We start from the raw sequence: 15,159 nt of genomic DNA, 5'->3' as shown, positions 1-15,159 counted from the left end.
CCAGGGCGAAGCCCCGAAGCCTCCGGGGTGGGCCTGCCGCAGGGCCTGCAGGCCATACCGGGTCAAGCGCCGAGGGGACCCACACACCACGGGACCCGCCCCCGAAGCGAGCCCACCCCCACACCGGCCCCACACTCGAGCCGGGCCGACCCTCGAACAAGCCGGGTCGACCCGTAAAACTCAGCCCGGCCACACCACACCCCACCCCACCGCACCCACCCTCAGGACGGCACCAGCGCCGGGCTGCGGGCCGGCTCGGGTGCCCGCTGCGGGGCCGCCTCCACGTCCACCTCCGCGGCCGGGGCGAGCACCGGTGCCGGCGCCGTCGCGGGCCCGGGTTCCGGACGCAGGATGCGCACCGGCTGCAGCGGGGTGGGGGTGGCCACGGCCACGGGGAGGACGAACCACACCAGCTTCCCGACATGGGTGCCCGCCGCGTTCGCCAGCGGACGCGCTCCCCACGACTCGCTGACCGCCTCCACCAGCGCGAGCCCCCGCCCGCTGGTCTCCAGCAGGTCCGAGGCGCGCACCTGGGGGAGCCGGGGGTCGGCGTCGCGCACCGAGATCGTGAGCCGGTCGAAACGCAGCTCGAGCTCGACGGTGCAGGACTTGTCGGGTCTGGCGTGGCGGTGCACGTTGCTCAGCAGCTCCGTGACGCCCAGCGCGGCCCGGTCGATGAGCGGGTCCAGCTGCCAGTAACGCAATTGCGCAGAAACGATTCTGCGCACCTGGCCTATGCGCGCGGGCAGAGCCTGGAGCTCCACCGCGCAGTGCCTGCTTCGATGACTGATCACGGCTGCGACTCCCCGAAAATACGGTCCGGAAGAAGACGAAGATCCGATCCAGCACGTGCTGACTGCTGCGAAGACGGTCCCGCGCGGGCCCGGTCGGCCGGCGCTGACGCTCGCGCCCGGCCCGGTCCGCGCGACCCGGTCCACACGGTCACCGAGGGTGCACCCTGGGTGACGTCCATCCAGCGTCACCCAGTGCGGACCGTCATGCAACTCACGGCCACCGAACCGAACCCGAACCGAACCCGAACCCGAGACCCGACCCAAGCCGAACCCGAACCCGAGACCCGACCCAAGCCGAACCCGAGACCCGAACCGAACCCGAACCCCAAGCCCCCGCCCCAAGCCCCAGGTCCGCCCGGCCCCCGCCCCCCGCCCGTCAGTCCCCTGCCGCCCGAGCCCGGTGCACGGCCTCCACCAGCCGCGCGGCCGGCATCCGTAGCCGGTAGCGCCTGCCGTCGAGCCGCGCCACCGCGGCCCCCCGACGGGCCAGCCACGAGCGGGTCGCGCTCACCGCGCCCAGCGGTGCGCTGTCGATCTCGCGGTCGCCGCTGGTGAGCAGCTGGAGCCGGCCGTCGCGGATGAGCACCTTCCCGGCCCGGGTCAGCGCCCGCGGCCACCGCTCGATCCGGACACCGGTCGCCGTGAACTCGGGTTCGGCCATGGTCGGTTTCCCCCCTTCGACGCCCCTGTGGCACCGTCCGGGTGCCCTGCGTCACAGGCAGTCTGCCCCTCATGGCCGCCCCGCACCAGGGGGCGTACCACCGCCGCGCACCTCGTGCGCCCCCAGCGCGCGCCCCCTCTCAAAGCGATCCCGATAGACCCCCAAAGTAAGCGTTTGCGCAGGTGGGAGAGGTACATTGCGAGTCGGGGGAACCGCCCGCAACAAGGAGTAAGGCTCATGAGTACGACCGGACAGTCCGGGGTCGCCGCCCCGCTCGGGACCGTGGACGTGGACCGTAGCGACGCCGACTACCGGACGTGGCTGAAGGAGGCGGTCCGCAAGGTTCAGGCCGACGCCAACCGCTCGGCGGACACCCACCTCCTGCGCTTCCCCCTGCCGGAGGAGTGGGGCATCGACCTCTACCTGAAGGACGAGTCCACCCACCCGACGGGCTCCCTCAAGCACCGCCTCGCACGCTCGCTGTTCCTGTACGCGCTCTGCAACGGCTGGATCCGCCCGGGCCGTCCGGTCATCGAGGCCTCCAGCGGCTCCACCGCGGTCTCCGAGGCGTACTTCGCCAAGCTCATCGGCGTTCCCTTCATCGCCGTCATGCCCCGCACGACCAGTGCCGAGAAGTGCCGCCTGATCGAATTCCACGGCGGGCGCTGCCACTTCGTCGACGACCCGATGAAGATGTACGAGGAGTCCGCCACGCTCGCCACCCAGACCGGCGGGCACTACATGGACCAGTTCACCTACGCGGAACGCGCCACCGACTGGCGCGGCAACAACAACATCGCCGAGTCGATGTACCAGCAGCTGCGCCTCGAGCGCTACCCCGAGCCGGCCTGGATCGTCGCGACCGCCGGCACCGGCGGCACCTCGGCCACCATCGCCCGCTACGTGCACTACATGCAGCACGACACCCGGATCTGCGTTCCGGACCCGGAGAACTCCTGCTTCTTCGACGGCTGGACCCACGACGACCCGAACGCGAGCAGCGACTGCGGTTCCCGCATCGAGGGCATCGGCCGGCCGCGCATGGAGCCGAGCTTCGTGCCCGGCGCGATAGACCGCATGATGAAGGTCCCCGACGCGGCGAGCGTCGCCGCCTGTCGGGCACTGGAACAGGCCATCGGACGCAAGGCGGGCGGTTCGACCGGAACCGGCCTCTGGAGCGCCCTGAAGATCGTCTCCGAGATGGTGGCCGAGGGTCGTACCGGCAGCGTGGTCACCCTGCTGTGCGACCCGGGGGACCGCTACCTCGACAAGTACTACTCGGACGCGTGGCTGGCCGAACAGGGCCTGGACGTCTCCCCGTACGCCAAGACCATCGAGACCCTGCTCACCGCGGGCGTCTGGCGCGAGCCGACCGACTGAGCGCCCGCGGACCACTCCGCCGACCGCCCCGGACCCGGCCTGCGCCCCCGGCGGCGGTCAGCGGGGTACCGGCCCCAGGCGGCGGTCCAGCGCCCGGATCGCGTCCCGGAACGAGCGGCCCAGCCCCGGCCGGGCCAGACCGAGGGCGGTGCGCAACGGCGCCGCCCCGGCGGCCGCGAAGGTCCACCGCACGCGTGTGCCCGAGCCGGCCGGGGCGAGCCGCCACTCCTCCAGCAGCGCGTGCAGGCCGGGTACGTTCGTCTCGTCCACCCGGTAGGCGTACCGCAGGTCGGGGTCGGCCGCCATGATCGTCTCCTGAAACCGGACCCCGCCCATCAGGCGTATCTCACGCCCCGCGCCGCCGTGCGTGGGGCGCGCCCGCGACACCGCGCGGAACCACGCGGGCCACGTCTCGACCTCCTCGGCGAGCGCGCGGTAGAGGGCCTCGGGTGCGGCCGCCGCCTCCGCCGCGAAGACCAGGCGCACGGGCGCACTGTCGATGAAGTCGAGGCCGACGGGCCTCAGTCGGCGTGTCATGTGTCCCACCCCTGTCCGTACGGCCGGATGACCCGAGCACCCTATCTGGCGGAGCGTCAGGTGTCTGTGCGCCCCCGGGACTGGGCAGTTCGGGCCGGGAACGGGATCCTTGTGGCACACCGTCAGACCGGACCGCCGCCGGACTGGAGGACCGCCCATGGTCCAGGAACCCTCCCCACCCCACGCCGCCCGGGCCCCCGTTCCCGCACCGGACCCTACGCCGTCCGTGGACTTCGCGTCATGCGTGGACCCCAGGTCGTCCGTGGACCCCGCGTCATGCGTGGACCCCACGTCGTCCGTCGACCCCACCTCACGCGTCGACCCCAACTCACACGTGGACCCCACCTCACGCGTCGACCCCGCGTCGTCCGCCGACCACGCGTCCGTGCCGCCCCCGAATCCCGTACCGTTCCCGCCCGCGCTCGAACTCCTCGTCCACGGCGTCGGCGGGGCCGATCCCGAGGACCTGCTCGGCGACCCCCGCACGGTCCGCGTCACGGGGGACGCGACGGCCGCCGTGTTCCGCCGCGCCGACGACGTGGACGCCGAGGCGCGGCCGCGGCACCCGCCCGGCGGGCCGGTCCCCGAGGCCTACGTGTGGTCCCGCCTGACGTCCGGGAACGGCGCCCGCGCCCTGTGGCTGCTGCTCCTGCCCTTCATGGTGGTCAACCTCGCCCACTGGGCCCGGCCCGCGGCCCCGCGCGGCGGGTGCGCGGTGCGCGCGTACGGCGTCCTCGTCCGGCTCGTCGCGCTCAGCCTGACCGTGCTGCTCATCGCCGCCGCCGGCGAGGTGGCCCTCGACCTGGTCGCCTGGCAGTGCGCCGGCACCGTGCACTGCGCCGCCGCCCGTTCCTGGCTCGGCTTCCTCGACCCCGAGCGGCACGGCTGGTGGTCGCAGCCCGGCCGCCGGCTCGCCCTCGCCGCCCTCGTGCCCGCGGCCCTGACCGGCCTGCTCTGGTACCTCTCGAACCGCACGTGGAGCGCGTACGAGTCCCAGCGCCCTCCGGAGTCCCAGCCCCCGGAGTCCCCGCCCCGCGCGGCGGCGGCCGGCGCGTACGCGGTGGACGGGCCTCCGGCCCTCGGTCGGCCCGGGTTCTGGTACGGCCGCCGGCTCGTGGCCCGGCTGCGGGCCGCGCACACCGCGGCCGGCCTGCTGACCGTCGCGGCCGCCGTGACCGCCGCCCCCGCCGCCCGCGACCGGGCCCCCGGCGGCAGCCCGGTGCTCGCGGCGGCCGGCCGGACGCTGGAGGTGCTGCTCGTGCTCGGCCTCGGCGTCGTCGTGGCGGTGGTGTGCCGCCGGGGCCGCGCGGAGAGCCGGGCCGACGAGCGCATCGACCGGGCCGTGGTGACCCTGCTGCCCGGCTGCGCGCTCGCCCTGCTCGTCCTCGGCCTCGGCTACGCCGCCTGGTCGCGGCCCGACTGGACCTCGCGGGGCCGGCTCTCCGGCGACCTCACCTTCGGGCTCCTGATACTGGCCCAGGGGTCGCTGGTGGTCGCCCTCGCCGTGGTGGCCCGCCGCCTGCACCGGCGTGCCCCGGACCCGCGGGCCGCCGTCCTGCACGGTCTGGGCGGCCCGGCCGTCGCCATGCTCGCCTGCGCGCTCGGCGGGGTGATGACCGGCGGCGTGGCCCAGCGCGTGGCGGACTGGCTCGACGGGGGCGCCACCCCCGGGACCGCGGGCGCACCGCTGCCCGGGCCGCCGGTGCTGCTGTCCTGGCAGGCCACCGTCCTGCCGCTCCTGCTGGTGGTCCTGCTCGTCCAGGCCGTGTGGTCCGGCGCGGGCTGGCTGCGGGCCCGGCGCCGCCGGGCCGCGGGAATCGCCGCCGAGTACCCCGGAGAGCAGCCCGACCCGGCCCGTAGCCGTGCGGTCGCCGGCACCAGGGCCGCTGCCGCGCTCACCGACTCCGCGCCCAGGTTCGTCGCCGCGATCGCCGTCTCCACCCTGCTGCTGGGCGCCGGGGCCCTCGTGATGGGCCGGCTCACCCGGGCCGTGCCCGCGGAGGCCGCCCGGGGCGCGCACCCCACCGTCGTGGCCGTCGCCGACGGCGCCCAGGCACTGGGCTCGTGGCTGATCGGTTTCGGCTTCCTGGCCTTCGTCACCTGGGGCCGGCGCGCCTACCGCGACGCGGCCGCCCGCCGGACCATCGGCATCCTGTGGGACGTGGGCACGTTCTGGCCGCGCGCCGCCCACCCGTTCGCACCGCCCTGCTACGCCGAGCGGGCCGTACCCGACCTGATCTGGCGGATGGCGACCTGGACCGGGCGCACCGGCGGCCGGCTGGTCATCTCCGGCCACTCGCAGGGCAGCGTGCTGGCCGCCGCCGCGGTGTGGCAGCTGCCGCCCGACCTGCGCGGGCGGGTCGCGCTGCTCACGTACGGATCACCGCTGCGCCGGCTGTACGGGCGCTGGTTCCCCGCGTACTTCGGGCCGGACAGCCTCGCCGCCCTGCACGCGGACGTGCACCGCTGGCGCAACCTGTGGCGGGCCACCGACCCGATCGGCGGCCCGGTCCAGGGCCCGGAGACCGCGTGGGCGACCGTCGGGACCGGTCCCGGGGCGGTGGACTCGGGCCCGTTGAAGGACCCGCTCGCGTACGGGCGCACGCCCGAACACCCGCTGCCGGCGCCCGTCCTGGGTCACTCCGACTACCAGGCCGATCCGGTCTTCGCGGCGGAGCGGGACGCCCTGCTGTCCCGGCTCGGCGGGAGCGTACCGGGCCCACGCGGCCCGGCGTCCGACGCGGCGGGCCACCCGGCCGCCCCGGGCCACCCGGCCGACCCGGGAGCCTCGGCCGGCCCGGCCGACCCGGGCACCCCGCGCGCCCCGGGCGGCACACCCACCACGGCCGACCCGGCCGCCGCGCCGCCCGTCCCGCTCACGAAGCCGACGGCAGGTCCTCCGGGAACAGCAGGGTGAGCTCGTCCGTGCCGGCCTCCAGCAGCTGCGCCACCCGCCCGGCGTGCCGCTCGACCATGGCCTCGAAGGTCTGCCGCGCGGTGCGCCCGTTGCCGAAGGCGGGCCCCTTCGGCAGCCGCGTGAAGTACGCCAGCAGGGCCTCGGCGGTCCCGTCCCCGAGCCGGTACTCGTGCTCGTCGGCCTGCTGCTCGACGATCCGCAGCAGGTCGGCGGGCGTGTAGTCGCCGAACGTGATGGTCCGTGAGAACCGGGAGGCCACGCCCGGGTTCACGGTCAGGAACCGCTCCATCTCCGCCGTGTACCCGGCGACGATCACCACGACCTCGTCCCGGTGGTCCTCCATCAGCTTCACCAACGTGTCGATGGCCTCGCGGCCGAAGTCCCGCCCGGAGTCCTCCGGCGCCAGGGCGTACGCCTCGTCGATGAACAGGACCCCGCCCCGGGCCCGGTCGAAGGCCTCCTGGGTGCGGATGGCCGTCGACCCGATGTGCTCGCCGACCAGGTCCACCCGGGACACCTCCACCAGGTGCCCGCGCTCCAGCACGCCGAGGGAGGCCAGGATCTCCCCGTACAGCCGGGCCACGGTGGTCTTGCCCGTGCCCGGCGAGCCGGTGAAGACCAGGTGCCGGCGCACCGACGCGGCCTTGAGCCCGGCCTGTTGCCGGCGCCGGCCGACCTCGATCATGTCGGTCAGCGCCCGCACCTCGCGCTTGACGCTGTCCAGCCCGACCAGTGCGTCGAGCGCGCCCAGCACCTCGTCCGAGCGGCGCCCCGGCTCCTCCGGGCCCTGCCGGGGCGCGGGCACGGACACCCCCGTGCCGGAGCCGGAGCTGGTGCCGACGGCTGCCGCGGGCGTCCCGGCGCTCGCGGACGGGGCCCGTTCGGCGGTCGCGGTCAGCTGCCCGGCCGACGCCGCCGGCGGGGTGACCGGCACGGTGTCGGCGGCCCGGTGGACCGCGCTCTCGTCGCTGGTGCAGCCCTCCACCAGGGGACCGTCCTCGGAGAACTCGTACCCGCCGCGCGCGCACCGCTCGGTGTGGCAGCGGGTCAGCGTGGTCCGGCAGCCGTCGATGACGTGGAAGCCGAAGCCGCCGCTGCCGGTGACCCGGCAGCCGTCGAAGGTGCCCCGACCGCCCGCGGACACGTAGAAACCGGCCTCGGCGGCCGAGGTGACGGCGCAGCGCTGCACGGTGGGATCGGCGCCCTTGGTGACGATCACGCCGGTCTGCACCGTGTCGACGGTGCAGTTGGCGAGCACGCCGCCACTGCCGTGGTCACGGAACCAGGCCCCCGTGGTGGCCTCCCGGATCCGGCAGTCGTCCAGCTGCGCGGTGGCGCCGTCGCTCACCGAGACGGCCGTGTTGCGCACCTGCGTCAGGTCGCTGTCCACCACGTCCGCGCGTGAGCCCCGGTCCAGGACGAACACGGCGTCCGGTACGTCGTGCACCCGGCAGGAGTCGAGCGAGGCGGTGGCGCCGTCGCTGATCCACACCGCCGGGTAGTCGCCCGTGCTGTCGTGGATCTCGCAGCCGTCGGCGTCCACGCGGGTGCCCGGGTCCCACACCGACAGGCCGTTGCGGCCGAACCGGCGCACGGTGGTGCGGCTGAGCGTGAGGACCGAGCGCGAGCGCAGGTCGACGGCGTTCTCCGGGATGTCGTGGATGTCGCAGCCGGACAGCGCCAGGACGGCGTCGGTGTCCAGGGTGACGCCGTCCGCGGCCGTGCGGTGCACCGCGCAGTCCGTCAGCCGGGCCACCGCCCGCGCGGCCACCTGGACGCCGGTGCCCCGGATCTCGTACACCTCGCACCCCAGCGCCTCCAGGCCCGAGCCCTCGCCGGTGACGCTCAGCCCCGCGCCCGAGGAGTGGTGCACCCGGCAGCGCTCCAGTCGCGGGTGGGCGCCGCCGCGCACGGCGATGCCCGCCTGGCCCGCGCCGGTGACCTCGCAGTCCTCGAACACCCCGCCGCCGCCGTCGAGTACGGCGATCCCGATCCCGGCCGGGTTGTCGACCGTGCAGCGGCGCACCACGGGCCGACCGGCGCCGCGCACCTCGATGCCGGCCGCGGACCGGGTGACCACGCGCAGGTCCGACAGCTCGGGGGAGCCCTCCTCGACCAGCAGCGCGGGGGCAGCGGTGTCCTGCCCCTCCAGGCGCAGGTCCTGGACCACGGCGGAGGCGCGCACGGTGAGCGCGACCCCGTCGGCCGGAGCGATGCGGACGGCGCCGGGGGAGCCCTCGGGGCCGCGCAGGGTGACGGCGTGACGGAGCACCAGGTTCTCGCGGTAGGTGCCCGGGGCGATGGAGAGCACGTCCCCGTCGCCGGCGGCGGCCAGGGCCGCGGCCAGTGTGGGGTACTCGCCGGTGCGGCGGCGCCACCGCGAGGTGCCGCCGTGTGTGACCTGGACCGTGCCCTGTGCCATGGTGCTGCGCTGCCCCCACCCTCGTACCGATGCTCGTGCGCGTCCGCCGGAACGGGCCGCCGGACGGCCGGGCGGGCGGTGCGACCCGGACCGGCCGGTCCACCGTAGCGCGCGCCGGCCACGGCGGTTGACAGCCCGGTCACCCGGTCGGGTCCGGTCGCGACCGGAGCGGACCGGTCAGCTGCCGGCGCCCGTGCGCCCCCAGTCGGGGCCGACCGACGCCCAGGCGCGGTCCAGTTGTGCGTACCGCCGGTGCGTGAGCCTGCGCAGCACCAGCCGCCGCAGCGTCTCGGCGAGCGCCGCGACGACGGCCGCGGCCGCGATCCCGGCCAACGCCGCGTGCGCCACCGCCGTGCCGGAGTCGAGCGGCCGGGGCACGATCCGGCCGTGGCCGTCCGTCCACAACGGCACGTCCTGGCCCGTCCTGAGGGGTTCGGCCCGCTCGCCGGCGGCCAGCGTGCCGCTGTGCCGGGTGCCGTCGGGCGCGGTCCAGGCCGCCAGCACCTGCGCCGGGGCGGGGGACTGGCGCCGGGCGGCCACGTCGGTGGCGGCGGCGCCGGGCGGCGGGGCGGCGAGCGGGCGCACCACCACCGCGTGCACCATGACGCGGTCCGCCGCCTGCTCGCGTACGGCCGCCTGGAGCGTGCGGTCCACGCGCAGACCGGCCAGGGCGCCGGCGGCGGGGGCCAGCAGCACGAGGCACGCCAGGGCGGCCAACGCCACCCACGCCTCGACCAGATCGGTCCGGCGGCAGAGCGGATTGCGCCGCCAACGCCAGACGCCCGTCACGGTACGCACGATCGGCACCCCCTTCGCGCTCCGTCCCAGCCTCCCCCACGGTCGGCGGCGGCGCATCCGGGACGGGGGACGCGCACGCCGACGGCACAACGAACGCGGCCGCCACCCGGTTCCCGTTCGTCGCAGCCGGTTTCCGCACCGTCGCACTCGGTTGTCCTGCCCCCGGCTCGCGCGGGCCACGGGCGGGACTCGAGCGGGCGACGGACCGGGCCCGGGCGGGTCGTCAGTGGGACCGTGGCGGCCCACGGGCGGCGGCCGCGCGGTGCTACGCGAGGACCCGTACCTCGTCGCCCGTCCGGATCGTCCCCAGGGTGACCGGCACCAGGAGCTGGCCGAAGATCAGCTGGCCGCCCTGCCGGCGGTGCCGGGCCAGGGAGCGCAGCGGCTCCTTGCCGCGCTCGGCGGTCTCCTGGTCCGTGGTGGTGACCACGCAGCGGCCGCAGCTGCGGGCCACCCGGAACTCGACCCCGCCGATCGCGAGCCGCCGCCACCCGTCCTCGGCCCAGGGGGTCGCGCCCGCGACGACGACGTTCGGCCGGAAGCGGTTCATCGGCAGCGGGCCCTCGGCCGCCCGGTCACCCTGCGCGACGAGCGCGTTGAGGGCGTCCAGCGAGGCGAGGGTGGCGACGAGCAGCGGGTACCCGTCGGCGAGGCTGACCGTCTCGCCCGGCAGGGCGAACTCGGGGTCCACCGGGCGCCGGTGCTCCGGCTCGTCGAGGTGCACCAGGCGTGCCGGTACGCCGAGGTAGGCGCTGAACCAGGCATGCGCCGCGGGGTCCGCGAGCCGCCCCTCCACCTTCTTCCCGAAGATGAGGAAGGGCACGACCTCGCCCGCCGCGGGCACCTCGACCGTCAGCCCCCCGAGCCCCGGACCCGCCAGGGCCACCGCGCCGCCCCCCAGCGGCCGTGCGGTGGCCAACGCCAGCCGGGGCTGCTCGCGTTGCGTGATGACCTTCGAGTCCGCGCCGAGCACCGCCCACCGGCGGTCCGCCGCCAGCCCCCAGGGCTCGACGGCCGCCTCCTGCAGGTCGACGCCCGTCAGGGACTTGACGGGGTGGACGTGGAGCGACTGCACACGCATGTTCGACATGAGGGCATCCTGCCAGGTGGTCAAGCCCGGCCGGATGCCCTCGAGTCGTACGACGTGTACCCCGTGCTGCCCGCGTGGATCAGTAGCCGCGTCCCTGGTAGGGGCGGCCGTACGGGTCCTCGTACCCGCCGGGTGCGGCGGGGGCGGGAGCCGCCATCGGGCGCGGGGCCGCCGGGCGCATCGCCTCGTACCCGGTGGTCGCCACCGGGCGGGGCGGCTGCTGCGGCGCGTACCCGCGCGGGGCGGGCTGCTGCTGCGGGATGTACGGCGCGGGCGCCTGCTGCAGCGGTACCGGCTGCGGGGCCGGCTGCTGGTACGGGTAGCCGTATCCGCCGGTGGCGTTGGCGGCCGCGCCCTGGTACGCCGGGACCGGCGCGGCGGGCAGCGCCGGCAGGGCGGCGGGGAGGGCGGGCAGGTTGCTCACCGGAGCGCTGGTCGGGTACCCGCCGCTCGTGGGCTCGTACATGGCGGGAACCCGGATCGGTGCGATCTGGGGAGTGCCCCGCTCGGCGACGAGAGAGTCGTAGATGGGGGTGTCCGTGAAGGACGGCGCGGAGTAGTAACCGCCGCCGTAAGAGGCGCGGGGGGACGTCATGGACATAAGTTAAGCCCACTGGTTCACCCGGTCTATAGCCCGGCTGCGGGAACACCCCCCTGACCTGCAAATTCGCAGGTCAGTGGCGCTCTGTTCGCTTGACGCACGCGTGTACGTTTCGCCCCCATGCATCCCTTCTTGCTCCTACTCGTACCCGTGGGTAGGGGGTCTGGTGTGACGCCTTGTCAAGTCCGTGTCGCCGACCGTGACCTTGTATGACGGGGCGTCGGATCCTGGTCTTCACCGGTTGTTTACCGTCCCGGAACCGGAACGAGAGCCGGAACGAGAGCCAGAAGCGGAATCGCCGTCCCGGCCGGAAGCGGAACCGGGATCCGGGCCCGAAGCGGAACCGGAGCCGGAGGGGCCCGGCCCGCCGGTCAGGCATCGCTCGGCCGCGGGTACGTGCGCCCCTTCCAGGCGGCGCCGCGCCCCCGGTGGTGCTGCACCGCCGAGTCCACCGTCATCAGCAGGTAGAGCAGGGCGGTCAGCGGCAGCAGCGGCGCGAGCGCCGCGGGCTGCCGGTAGTAGCGCAGCACCGGCAGGTAGGTCCCGGCCATCACCAGCCACGCCAGCCCGCCCGTGGCGGCCAGGGCCGGCCGGCCGCCGGCCAGCCCCGCGGCCAGCGCGGCCGGGGGCACGAGGTACACCAGCGCCAGGCCCGCGACCGTGCCGACCAGGAGGGCCGGGCTGTGCCGGAGTTGGGCGTACGCACTGCGCGAGACCATCCGCCACAGATCGCTCAGGGCGGGGTACGGCCGGACGCTGTCCACCCGCTCGGCCAGCCCCAGCCAGATCCGGCCACCGGACCTCTTGACCGCGCGGGCGAGGGAGACGTCGTCGATGACGGCCTGCCGGATCGAGTCCGGTACGCCCGCCCGTACCGCGGCCTCCGTGCGCAGCAGTACGCAGCCGCCGGCCGCGGCGGCGGTCCGGGCGTCCGGCCGGTTGACCCACCGGAAGGGGTAGAGCTGCGCGAAGAAGTAGACGAAGGCCGGGACGACCAGCCGCTCCCACGGCCCGGCCGTGCGCAGCCGTGCCATCTGCGAGACCAGGTCGAGCCCCGCGGTCTCGGCCGCCGACACCAGCTCGCGCAGGCTGCCGGCCTCGTGCGCGATGTCGGCATCGGTCAGCAGCAGGTACGCCGGCTCGCCGTGCGGGCCGGAACGGGCGAGGGCGATCCCGTGGCGCAGCGCCCAGAGCTTGCCCGTCCAGCCGGGCGCCGGCTCGCCGGGGGAGCTGACGGTCAGGGGCAGGCCGGGGTGCTCGGCGGCGAGGCGGCGCGCCAGCTCGCCGGTGCCGTCGCGGCTGCCGTCGTCGACGAGGTAGACCTCGGCCTCGCCGGGGTAGCACTGGGCGAGCAGCGAGGGCAGGCTGCGGGGCAGCACCTCGGCCTCGTCGCGGGCCGGTACGACGATCGCGACGGACGGCCAGGCCGCCGGCTCGCGGCGCGGTGGCAGCCGGACGTCGGTCCGCCAGAACATGCCCTGGCCCAGCAGCAGCCACGACCAGGCGGCCAGCGAACCGAGGGCGGTCACCATCAGGACGGTGGGGGCGCTCACCCCCCGCAGTGTGCCGGAACCCGCCGTCCCCGGCCGCCCCGACAGGCCAAGCCGTCCCCGCCGCGCGCGGATCGGCACGCAGTGCCGCGCGGGGTACGCGCCCGCGCGCCGTGGGACCGGCGGGGCGGCTCCGCGGGCGCGCGCAGGGCGAGCTGGCGGGGACATGCCGGGAGCGTCGATTAAAGTGACCGGGTGAAGATCGCGCTCATGGACTCCGGAATCGGCCTGCTGGCGGCGGCCGCCGCGGTGCGTCGGCTGCGGCCGGACGCCGATCTGGTCCTCTCCTCCGACCCCGACGGCATGCCCTGGGGGCCGCGCACCACCGAGTCGCTGACGGACCGGGCCCTGATGGTGGCCCGGGCGGCCGCCGAGCTGGGCCCCGACGCGCTCATCGTGGCCTGCAACACCGCCACCGTGCACGCCCTCGACGCCCTCCGCGCCGCCATGGAACCCGGCATCCCGGTCATCGGCACCGTCCCGGCGATCAAGCCGGCCGCCGCGCGCGGCGGCAAGGTCGCGATCTGGGCCACCCCCGGCACCACCGGCAGCCCGTACCAGCGCGGCCTGATCCGCTCCTTCGCCGAGGGGGTCGACGTCACCGAGGTGCCGTGCCCGGGCCTCGCGGACGCGGTGCAGTGGGCCGACCCCGACGCCGTGGCCCGTACGGTCGCCGCGGCGGCCGCGCTCACGCCGCCGGACGTCACGGACGTCGTGCTCGGCTGCACCCACTACGAGCTGGTCGAGGACCCGATCCGGGCCGCCCTCGCCGAGCGCACCGGCGGCGCGGCGCTGACCTACCACGGCTCGGCCGACGCGGTCGCGGCCCAGGCGCTCCGCCGCATCGGCGCGGGCCCGGCCCCCGCCGCCGACCCGACGGGAACGCTCACGGTGCTCCTCACCACCCGCCCCTCCGCGCTCCCCGCGGAAGCCCTCACCTACGCCGAGGGCCGCCTCCTCGACGCCGCCACCCCCGCCCTCCCCCTCCCCGCCGAGGCCCCCGCGGCCCGCTGAACCCCCTGCGCCCGTTCGACGGCCCGGGTTCCAGCGATGCCCTGTGGCCCTGCCTCGGCCCGGCGGGTCAGGTGAGGGCGTTGATGATGCGGCGGCTGACCTCGTGTTCCGCGAAGTCGCGCAGGTGGGTGAGGAAGATCCAGACGTGGCCGTCCGGGTCGCGGAGGATCGCGGTGCGGTCGCCATGGAACTGGTCGGCGGGCTCCTGCAGCACCTCGGCCCCGGCCGCCGCCGCCCGTTCCGTCAGCGCGTCCACGTCCGGGACCCACACGTGCACCGCCACGCTCGCCCCGCCGAGTGCCGCCGGCGCCGCGAAGGGCCCGGTCGCGTCGCCGACCATCACCACCGACTCCGCTATGCGGACCTCCGCGTGCAGGATCCCGCCCTCGGGGGTCTCGATCCGGAACTCCTCCCGCGCCCCGAAGGCCCGTGTGTAGAAGTCGATCGCGGCGGCCCCCTCGGCGACCATGACGTGCGGCACGGCCGCGTTGCGGTACCGGGCCGGGACGACCTGGCGGGCGTCCACCCTGCCCGGTGCCCCGTCGTTCACCGGGCCGTTCGTCGTGGTCGTCCTCGTCCTCGCCATCCTGGGCTCCTTCGGCTCTCGGCACTCGGCCGTCGACTGCCGGCCCCGCGCCGGCACTGCGCCGCGTGGCCCCGGCCGGGGCCCGGAGACGCCGCCGGGGGCACCCGGTACGGCGAACGTAGGATCTCAACCGCGCTTGAGGTCAAGGGCCCCGGGTAGCCGCTCGAAAGGACGCGCAAGCGCTGCCTCCCTTCCCAGTGCGTGAGTAGGCTGCCACCCATGAGGGACCTCCCCACCGGGCCGGTCTGGACCGGCCGCGCCACCAACCGTGCGCAATGGCTGCTCGCCGCCGCGGGCATGGCCTTCCTCGCGCTCGGCGTCGGGCTGGCCGTGGAATCCGCCTGGTCCGGCGGGCTCGTCCCGCTCGTCATGGCCGTCGTCGGCTGCGTCGCGGCCGGGCTGCTGATCATCTACGGCACGCTGGCCTTCGTCCACGTCGCCGTCACCGTGGACGACGACGGGCTGGAGGTCCGCTGCGGGCACATCGGCGTGCCGCGGCGCCGGTTCCGGCTGGCGGACATCGCCTCGGCCGAGTTCGTCCCCCGCGTCACCCCCCGCCAGTGGGGCGGCTGGGGCTACCGCTGGCGGCCCGAGAAGGGCACCGCGGTGGTCGTACGGCGCGGCGAGGCGGTCGTACTGCGCTTCGGCGACGGCCGGCTGTTCACCGTGACCGTCGACGACGCCGAGACCGCGGTACGCGTCATCCGCTCGCGCCTGGCCCACCCGGCCCCGCCCTCCCCGGTCTGACCCCGAGCCCGCCTCCGCGCGGACCGCGGTCCGGGTCCCGATCCGGAACCGCCGCCACCGGC

General features: G+C 75.8%; 13 protein-coding genes. 4 read left to right on the top strand and 9 right to left on the bottom strand.

What is annotated here, in order from left to right:
- Positions 1 to 221 precede the first annotated feature (221 nt).
- Positions 222 to 794: an ATP-binding protein gene (locus ACIQCH_RS34340; protein WP_402587538.1), complete on the bottom strand. Its 573-nt coding sequence runs from the start codon at positions 792 to 794 to the stop codon at positions 222 to 224.
- 376 nt (positions 795 to 1,170) lie between these two features.
- Complete coding sequence (locus ACIQCH_RS34335) at positions 1,171 to 1,455, bottom strand: hypothetical protein (protein ID WP_402587537.1); 285 nt, start codon at positions 1,453 to 1,455, stop codon at positions 1,171 to 1,173.
- 237 nt (positions 1,456 to 1,692) lie between these two features.
- Here ACIQCH_RS34335 and ACIQCH_RS34330 point away from each other — a divergent pair, with 237 nt between their 5' ends.
- Positions 1,693 to 2,835, top strand: coding sequence for a PLP-dependent cysteine synthase family protein (locus ACIQCH_RS34330; RefSeq protein ID WP_402587535.1), 1,143 nt, complete (start codon positions 1,693 to 1,695; stop codon positions 2,833 to 2,835).
- Positions 2,836 to 2,892: 57 nt separating this feature from the next.
- Here ACIQCH_RS34330 and ACIQCH_RS34325 read toward each other — a convergent pair whose 3' ends face one another.
- On the bottom strand, positions 2,893 to 3,372 hold the full coding sequence (locus ACIQCH_RS34325) for an SRPBCC family protein (protein WP_402587534.1): 480 nt from the start codon (positions 3,370 to 3,372) through the stop codon (positions 2,893 to 2,895).
- A gap of 385 nt (positions 3,373 to 3,757) precedes the next feature.
- Between ACIQCH_RS34325 and ACIQCH_RS34320 the strand changes: the two genes are divergently transcribed.
- The gene (locus ACIQCH_RS34320; RefSeq protein ID WP_402587546.1) at positions 3,758 to 6,289 is read left to right on the top strand and encodes a hypothetical protein; all 2,532 of its coding nucleotides are present in this window, start codon (positions 3,758 to 3,760) and stop codon (positions 6,287 to 6,289) included.
- Here the strand turns inward: ACIQCH_RS34320 and ACIQCH_RS34315 are convergent.
- The 5 genes from ACIQCH_RS34315 to ACIQCH_RS34295 form a co-directional block, all read right to left on the bottom strand.
- The gene (locus ACIQCH_RS34315; RefSeq protein WP_402587532.1) at positions 6,249 to 8,711 is read right to left on the bottom strand and encodes a right-handed parallel beta-helix repeat-containing protein; all 2,463 of its coding nucleotides are present in this window, start codon (positions 8,709 to 8,711) and stop codon (positions 6,249 to 6,251) included. The genes ACIQCH_RS34320 and ACIQCH_RS34315 overlap by 41 nt on opposite strands.
- 177 nt (positions 8,712 to 8,888) lie before the next feature.
- On the bottom strand, positions 8,889 to 9,509 hold the full coding sequence (locus ACIQCH_RS34310) for a hypothetical protein (protein WP_402587530.1): 621 nt from the start codon (positions 9,507 to 9,509) through the stop codon (positions 8,889 to 8,891).
- 265 nt (positions 9,510 to 9,774) lie between these two features.
- A complete protein-coding gene (locus tag ACIQCH_RS34305; RefSeq protein WP_402587528.1) occupies positions 9,775 to 10,599 on the bottom strand; it encodes an MOSC domain-containing protein in 825 nt (274 codons plus the stop codon).
- Positions 10,600 to 10,678: 79 nt separating this feature from the next.
- Complete coding sequence (locus ACIQCH_RS34300; RefSeq protein WP_402587526.1) at positions 10,679 to 11,194, bottom strand: DUF6643 family protein; 516 nt, start codon at positions 11,192 to 11,194, stop codon at positions 10,679 to 10,681.
- A 377-nt stretch (positions 11,195 to 11,571) separates the two neighbouring features.
- Positions 11,572 to 12,732 (bottom strand): glycosyltransferase, encoded by a 1,161-nt coding sequence (locus ACIQCH_RS34295; RefSeq protein WP_402587544.1) that lies wholly within the window; start codon positions 12,730 to 12,732, stop codon positions 11,572 to 11,574.
- A gap of 213 nt (positions 12,733 to 12,945) precedes the next feature.
- Between ACIQCH_RS34295 and ACIQCH_RS34290 the strand changes: the two genes are divergently transcribed.
- Positions 12,946 to 13,764 (top strand): glutamate racemase, encoded by an 819-nt coding sequence (locus ACIQCH_RS34290; protein WP_402587524.1) that lies wholly within the window; start codon positions 12,946 to 12,948, stop codon positions 13,762 to 13,764.
- A gap of 67 nt (positions 13,765 to 13,831) precedes the next feature.
- On the opposite strand, the gene ACIQCH_RS34285 is transcribed toward ACIQCH_RS34290, so the two are convergent.
- The gene (locus ACIQCH_RS34285) at positions 13,832 to 14,350 is read right to left on the bottom strand and encodes a VOC family protein (RefSeq protein WP_402587522.1); all 519 of its coding nucleotides are present in this window, start codon (positions 14,348 to 14,350) and stop codon (positions 13,832 to 13,834) included.
- A 219-nt stretch (positions 14,351 to 14,569) separates the two neighbouring features.
- Between ACIQCH_RS34285 and ACIQCH_RS34280 the strand changes: the two genes are divergently transcribed.
- Complete coding sequence (locus ACIQCH_RS34280; RefSeq protein ID WP_030209135.1) at positions 14,570 to 15,097, top strand: hypothetical protein; 528 nt, start codon at positions 14,570 to 14,572, stop codon at positions 15,095 to 15,097.
- The last annotated feature ends 62 nt before the right edge of the window (positions 15,098 to 15,159 follow it).

Origin of the sequence: Streptomyces sp. NPDC093225, from assembly GCF_044753805.1 — a bacterium.
Lineage (GTDB): Bacteria > Actinomycetota > Actinomycetes > Streptomycetales > Streptomycetaceae > Streptomyces.
The sequence above is the reverse complement of the archived record's forward strand: the minus strand, read 5'-3'. Positions and strand labels throughout refer to the sequence as shown.

Coding starts and splice junctions, on each gene's coding strand:
- ACIQCH_RS34335 (WP_402587537.1), bottom strand. CDS start 1,455: ATGGCCGAACCCGAGTTCACGGCGACCGGTGTCCGGATCGAGCGGTGG.
- ACIQCH_RS34330 (WP_402587535.1), top strand. CDS start 1,693: ATGAGTACGACCGGACAGTCCGGGGTCGCCGCCCCGCTCGGGACCGTG.
- ACIQCH_RS34325 (WP_402587534.1), bottom strand. CDS start 3,372: ATGACACGCCGACTGAGGCCCGTCGGCCTCGACTTCATCGACAGTGCG.
- ACIQCH_RS34315 (WP_402587532.1), bottom strand. CDS start 8,711: ATGGCACAGGGCACGGTCCAGGTCACACACGGCGGCACCTCGCGGTGG.
- ACIQCH_RS34305 (WP_402587528.1), bottom strand. CDS start 10,599: ATGTCGAACATGCGTGTGCAGTCGCTCCACGTCCACCCCGTCAAGTCC.
- ACIQCH_RS34300 (WP_402587526.1), bottom strand. CDS start 11,194: ATGACGTCCCCCCGCGCCTCTTACGGCGGCGGTTACTACTCCGCGCCG.
- ACIQCH_RS34295 (WP_402587544.1), bottom strand. CDS start 12,732: ATGGTGACCGCCCTCGGTTCGCTGGCCGCCTGGTCGTGGCTGCTGCTG.
- ACIQCH_RS34285 (WP_402587522.1), bottom strand. CDS start 14,350: ATGGCGAGGACGAGGACGACCACGACGAACGGCCCGGTGAACGACGGG.
- ACIQCH_RS34280 (WP_030209135.1), top strand. CDS start 14,570: ATGAGGGACCTCCCCACCGGGCCGGTCTGGACCGGCCGCGCCACCAAC.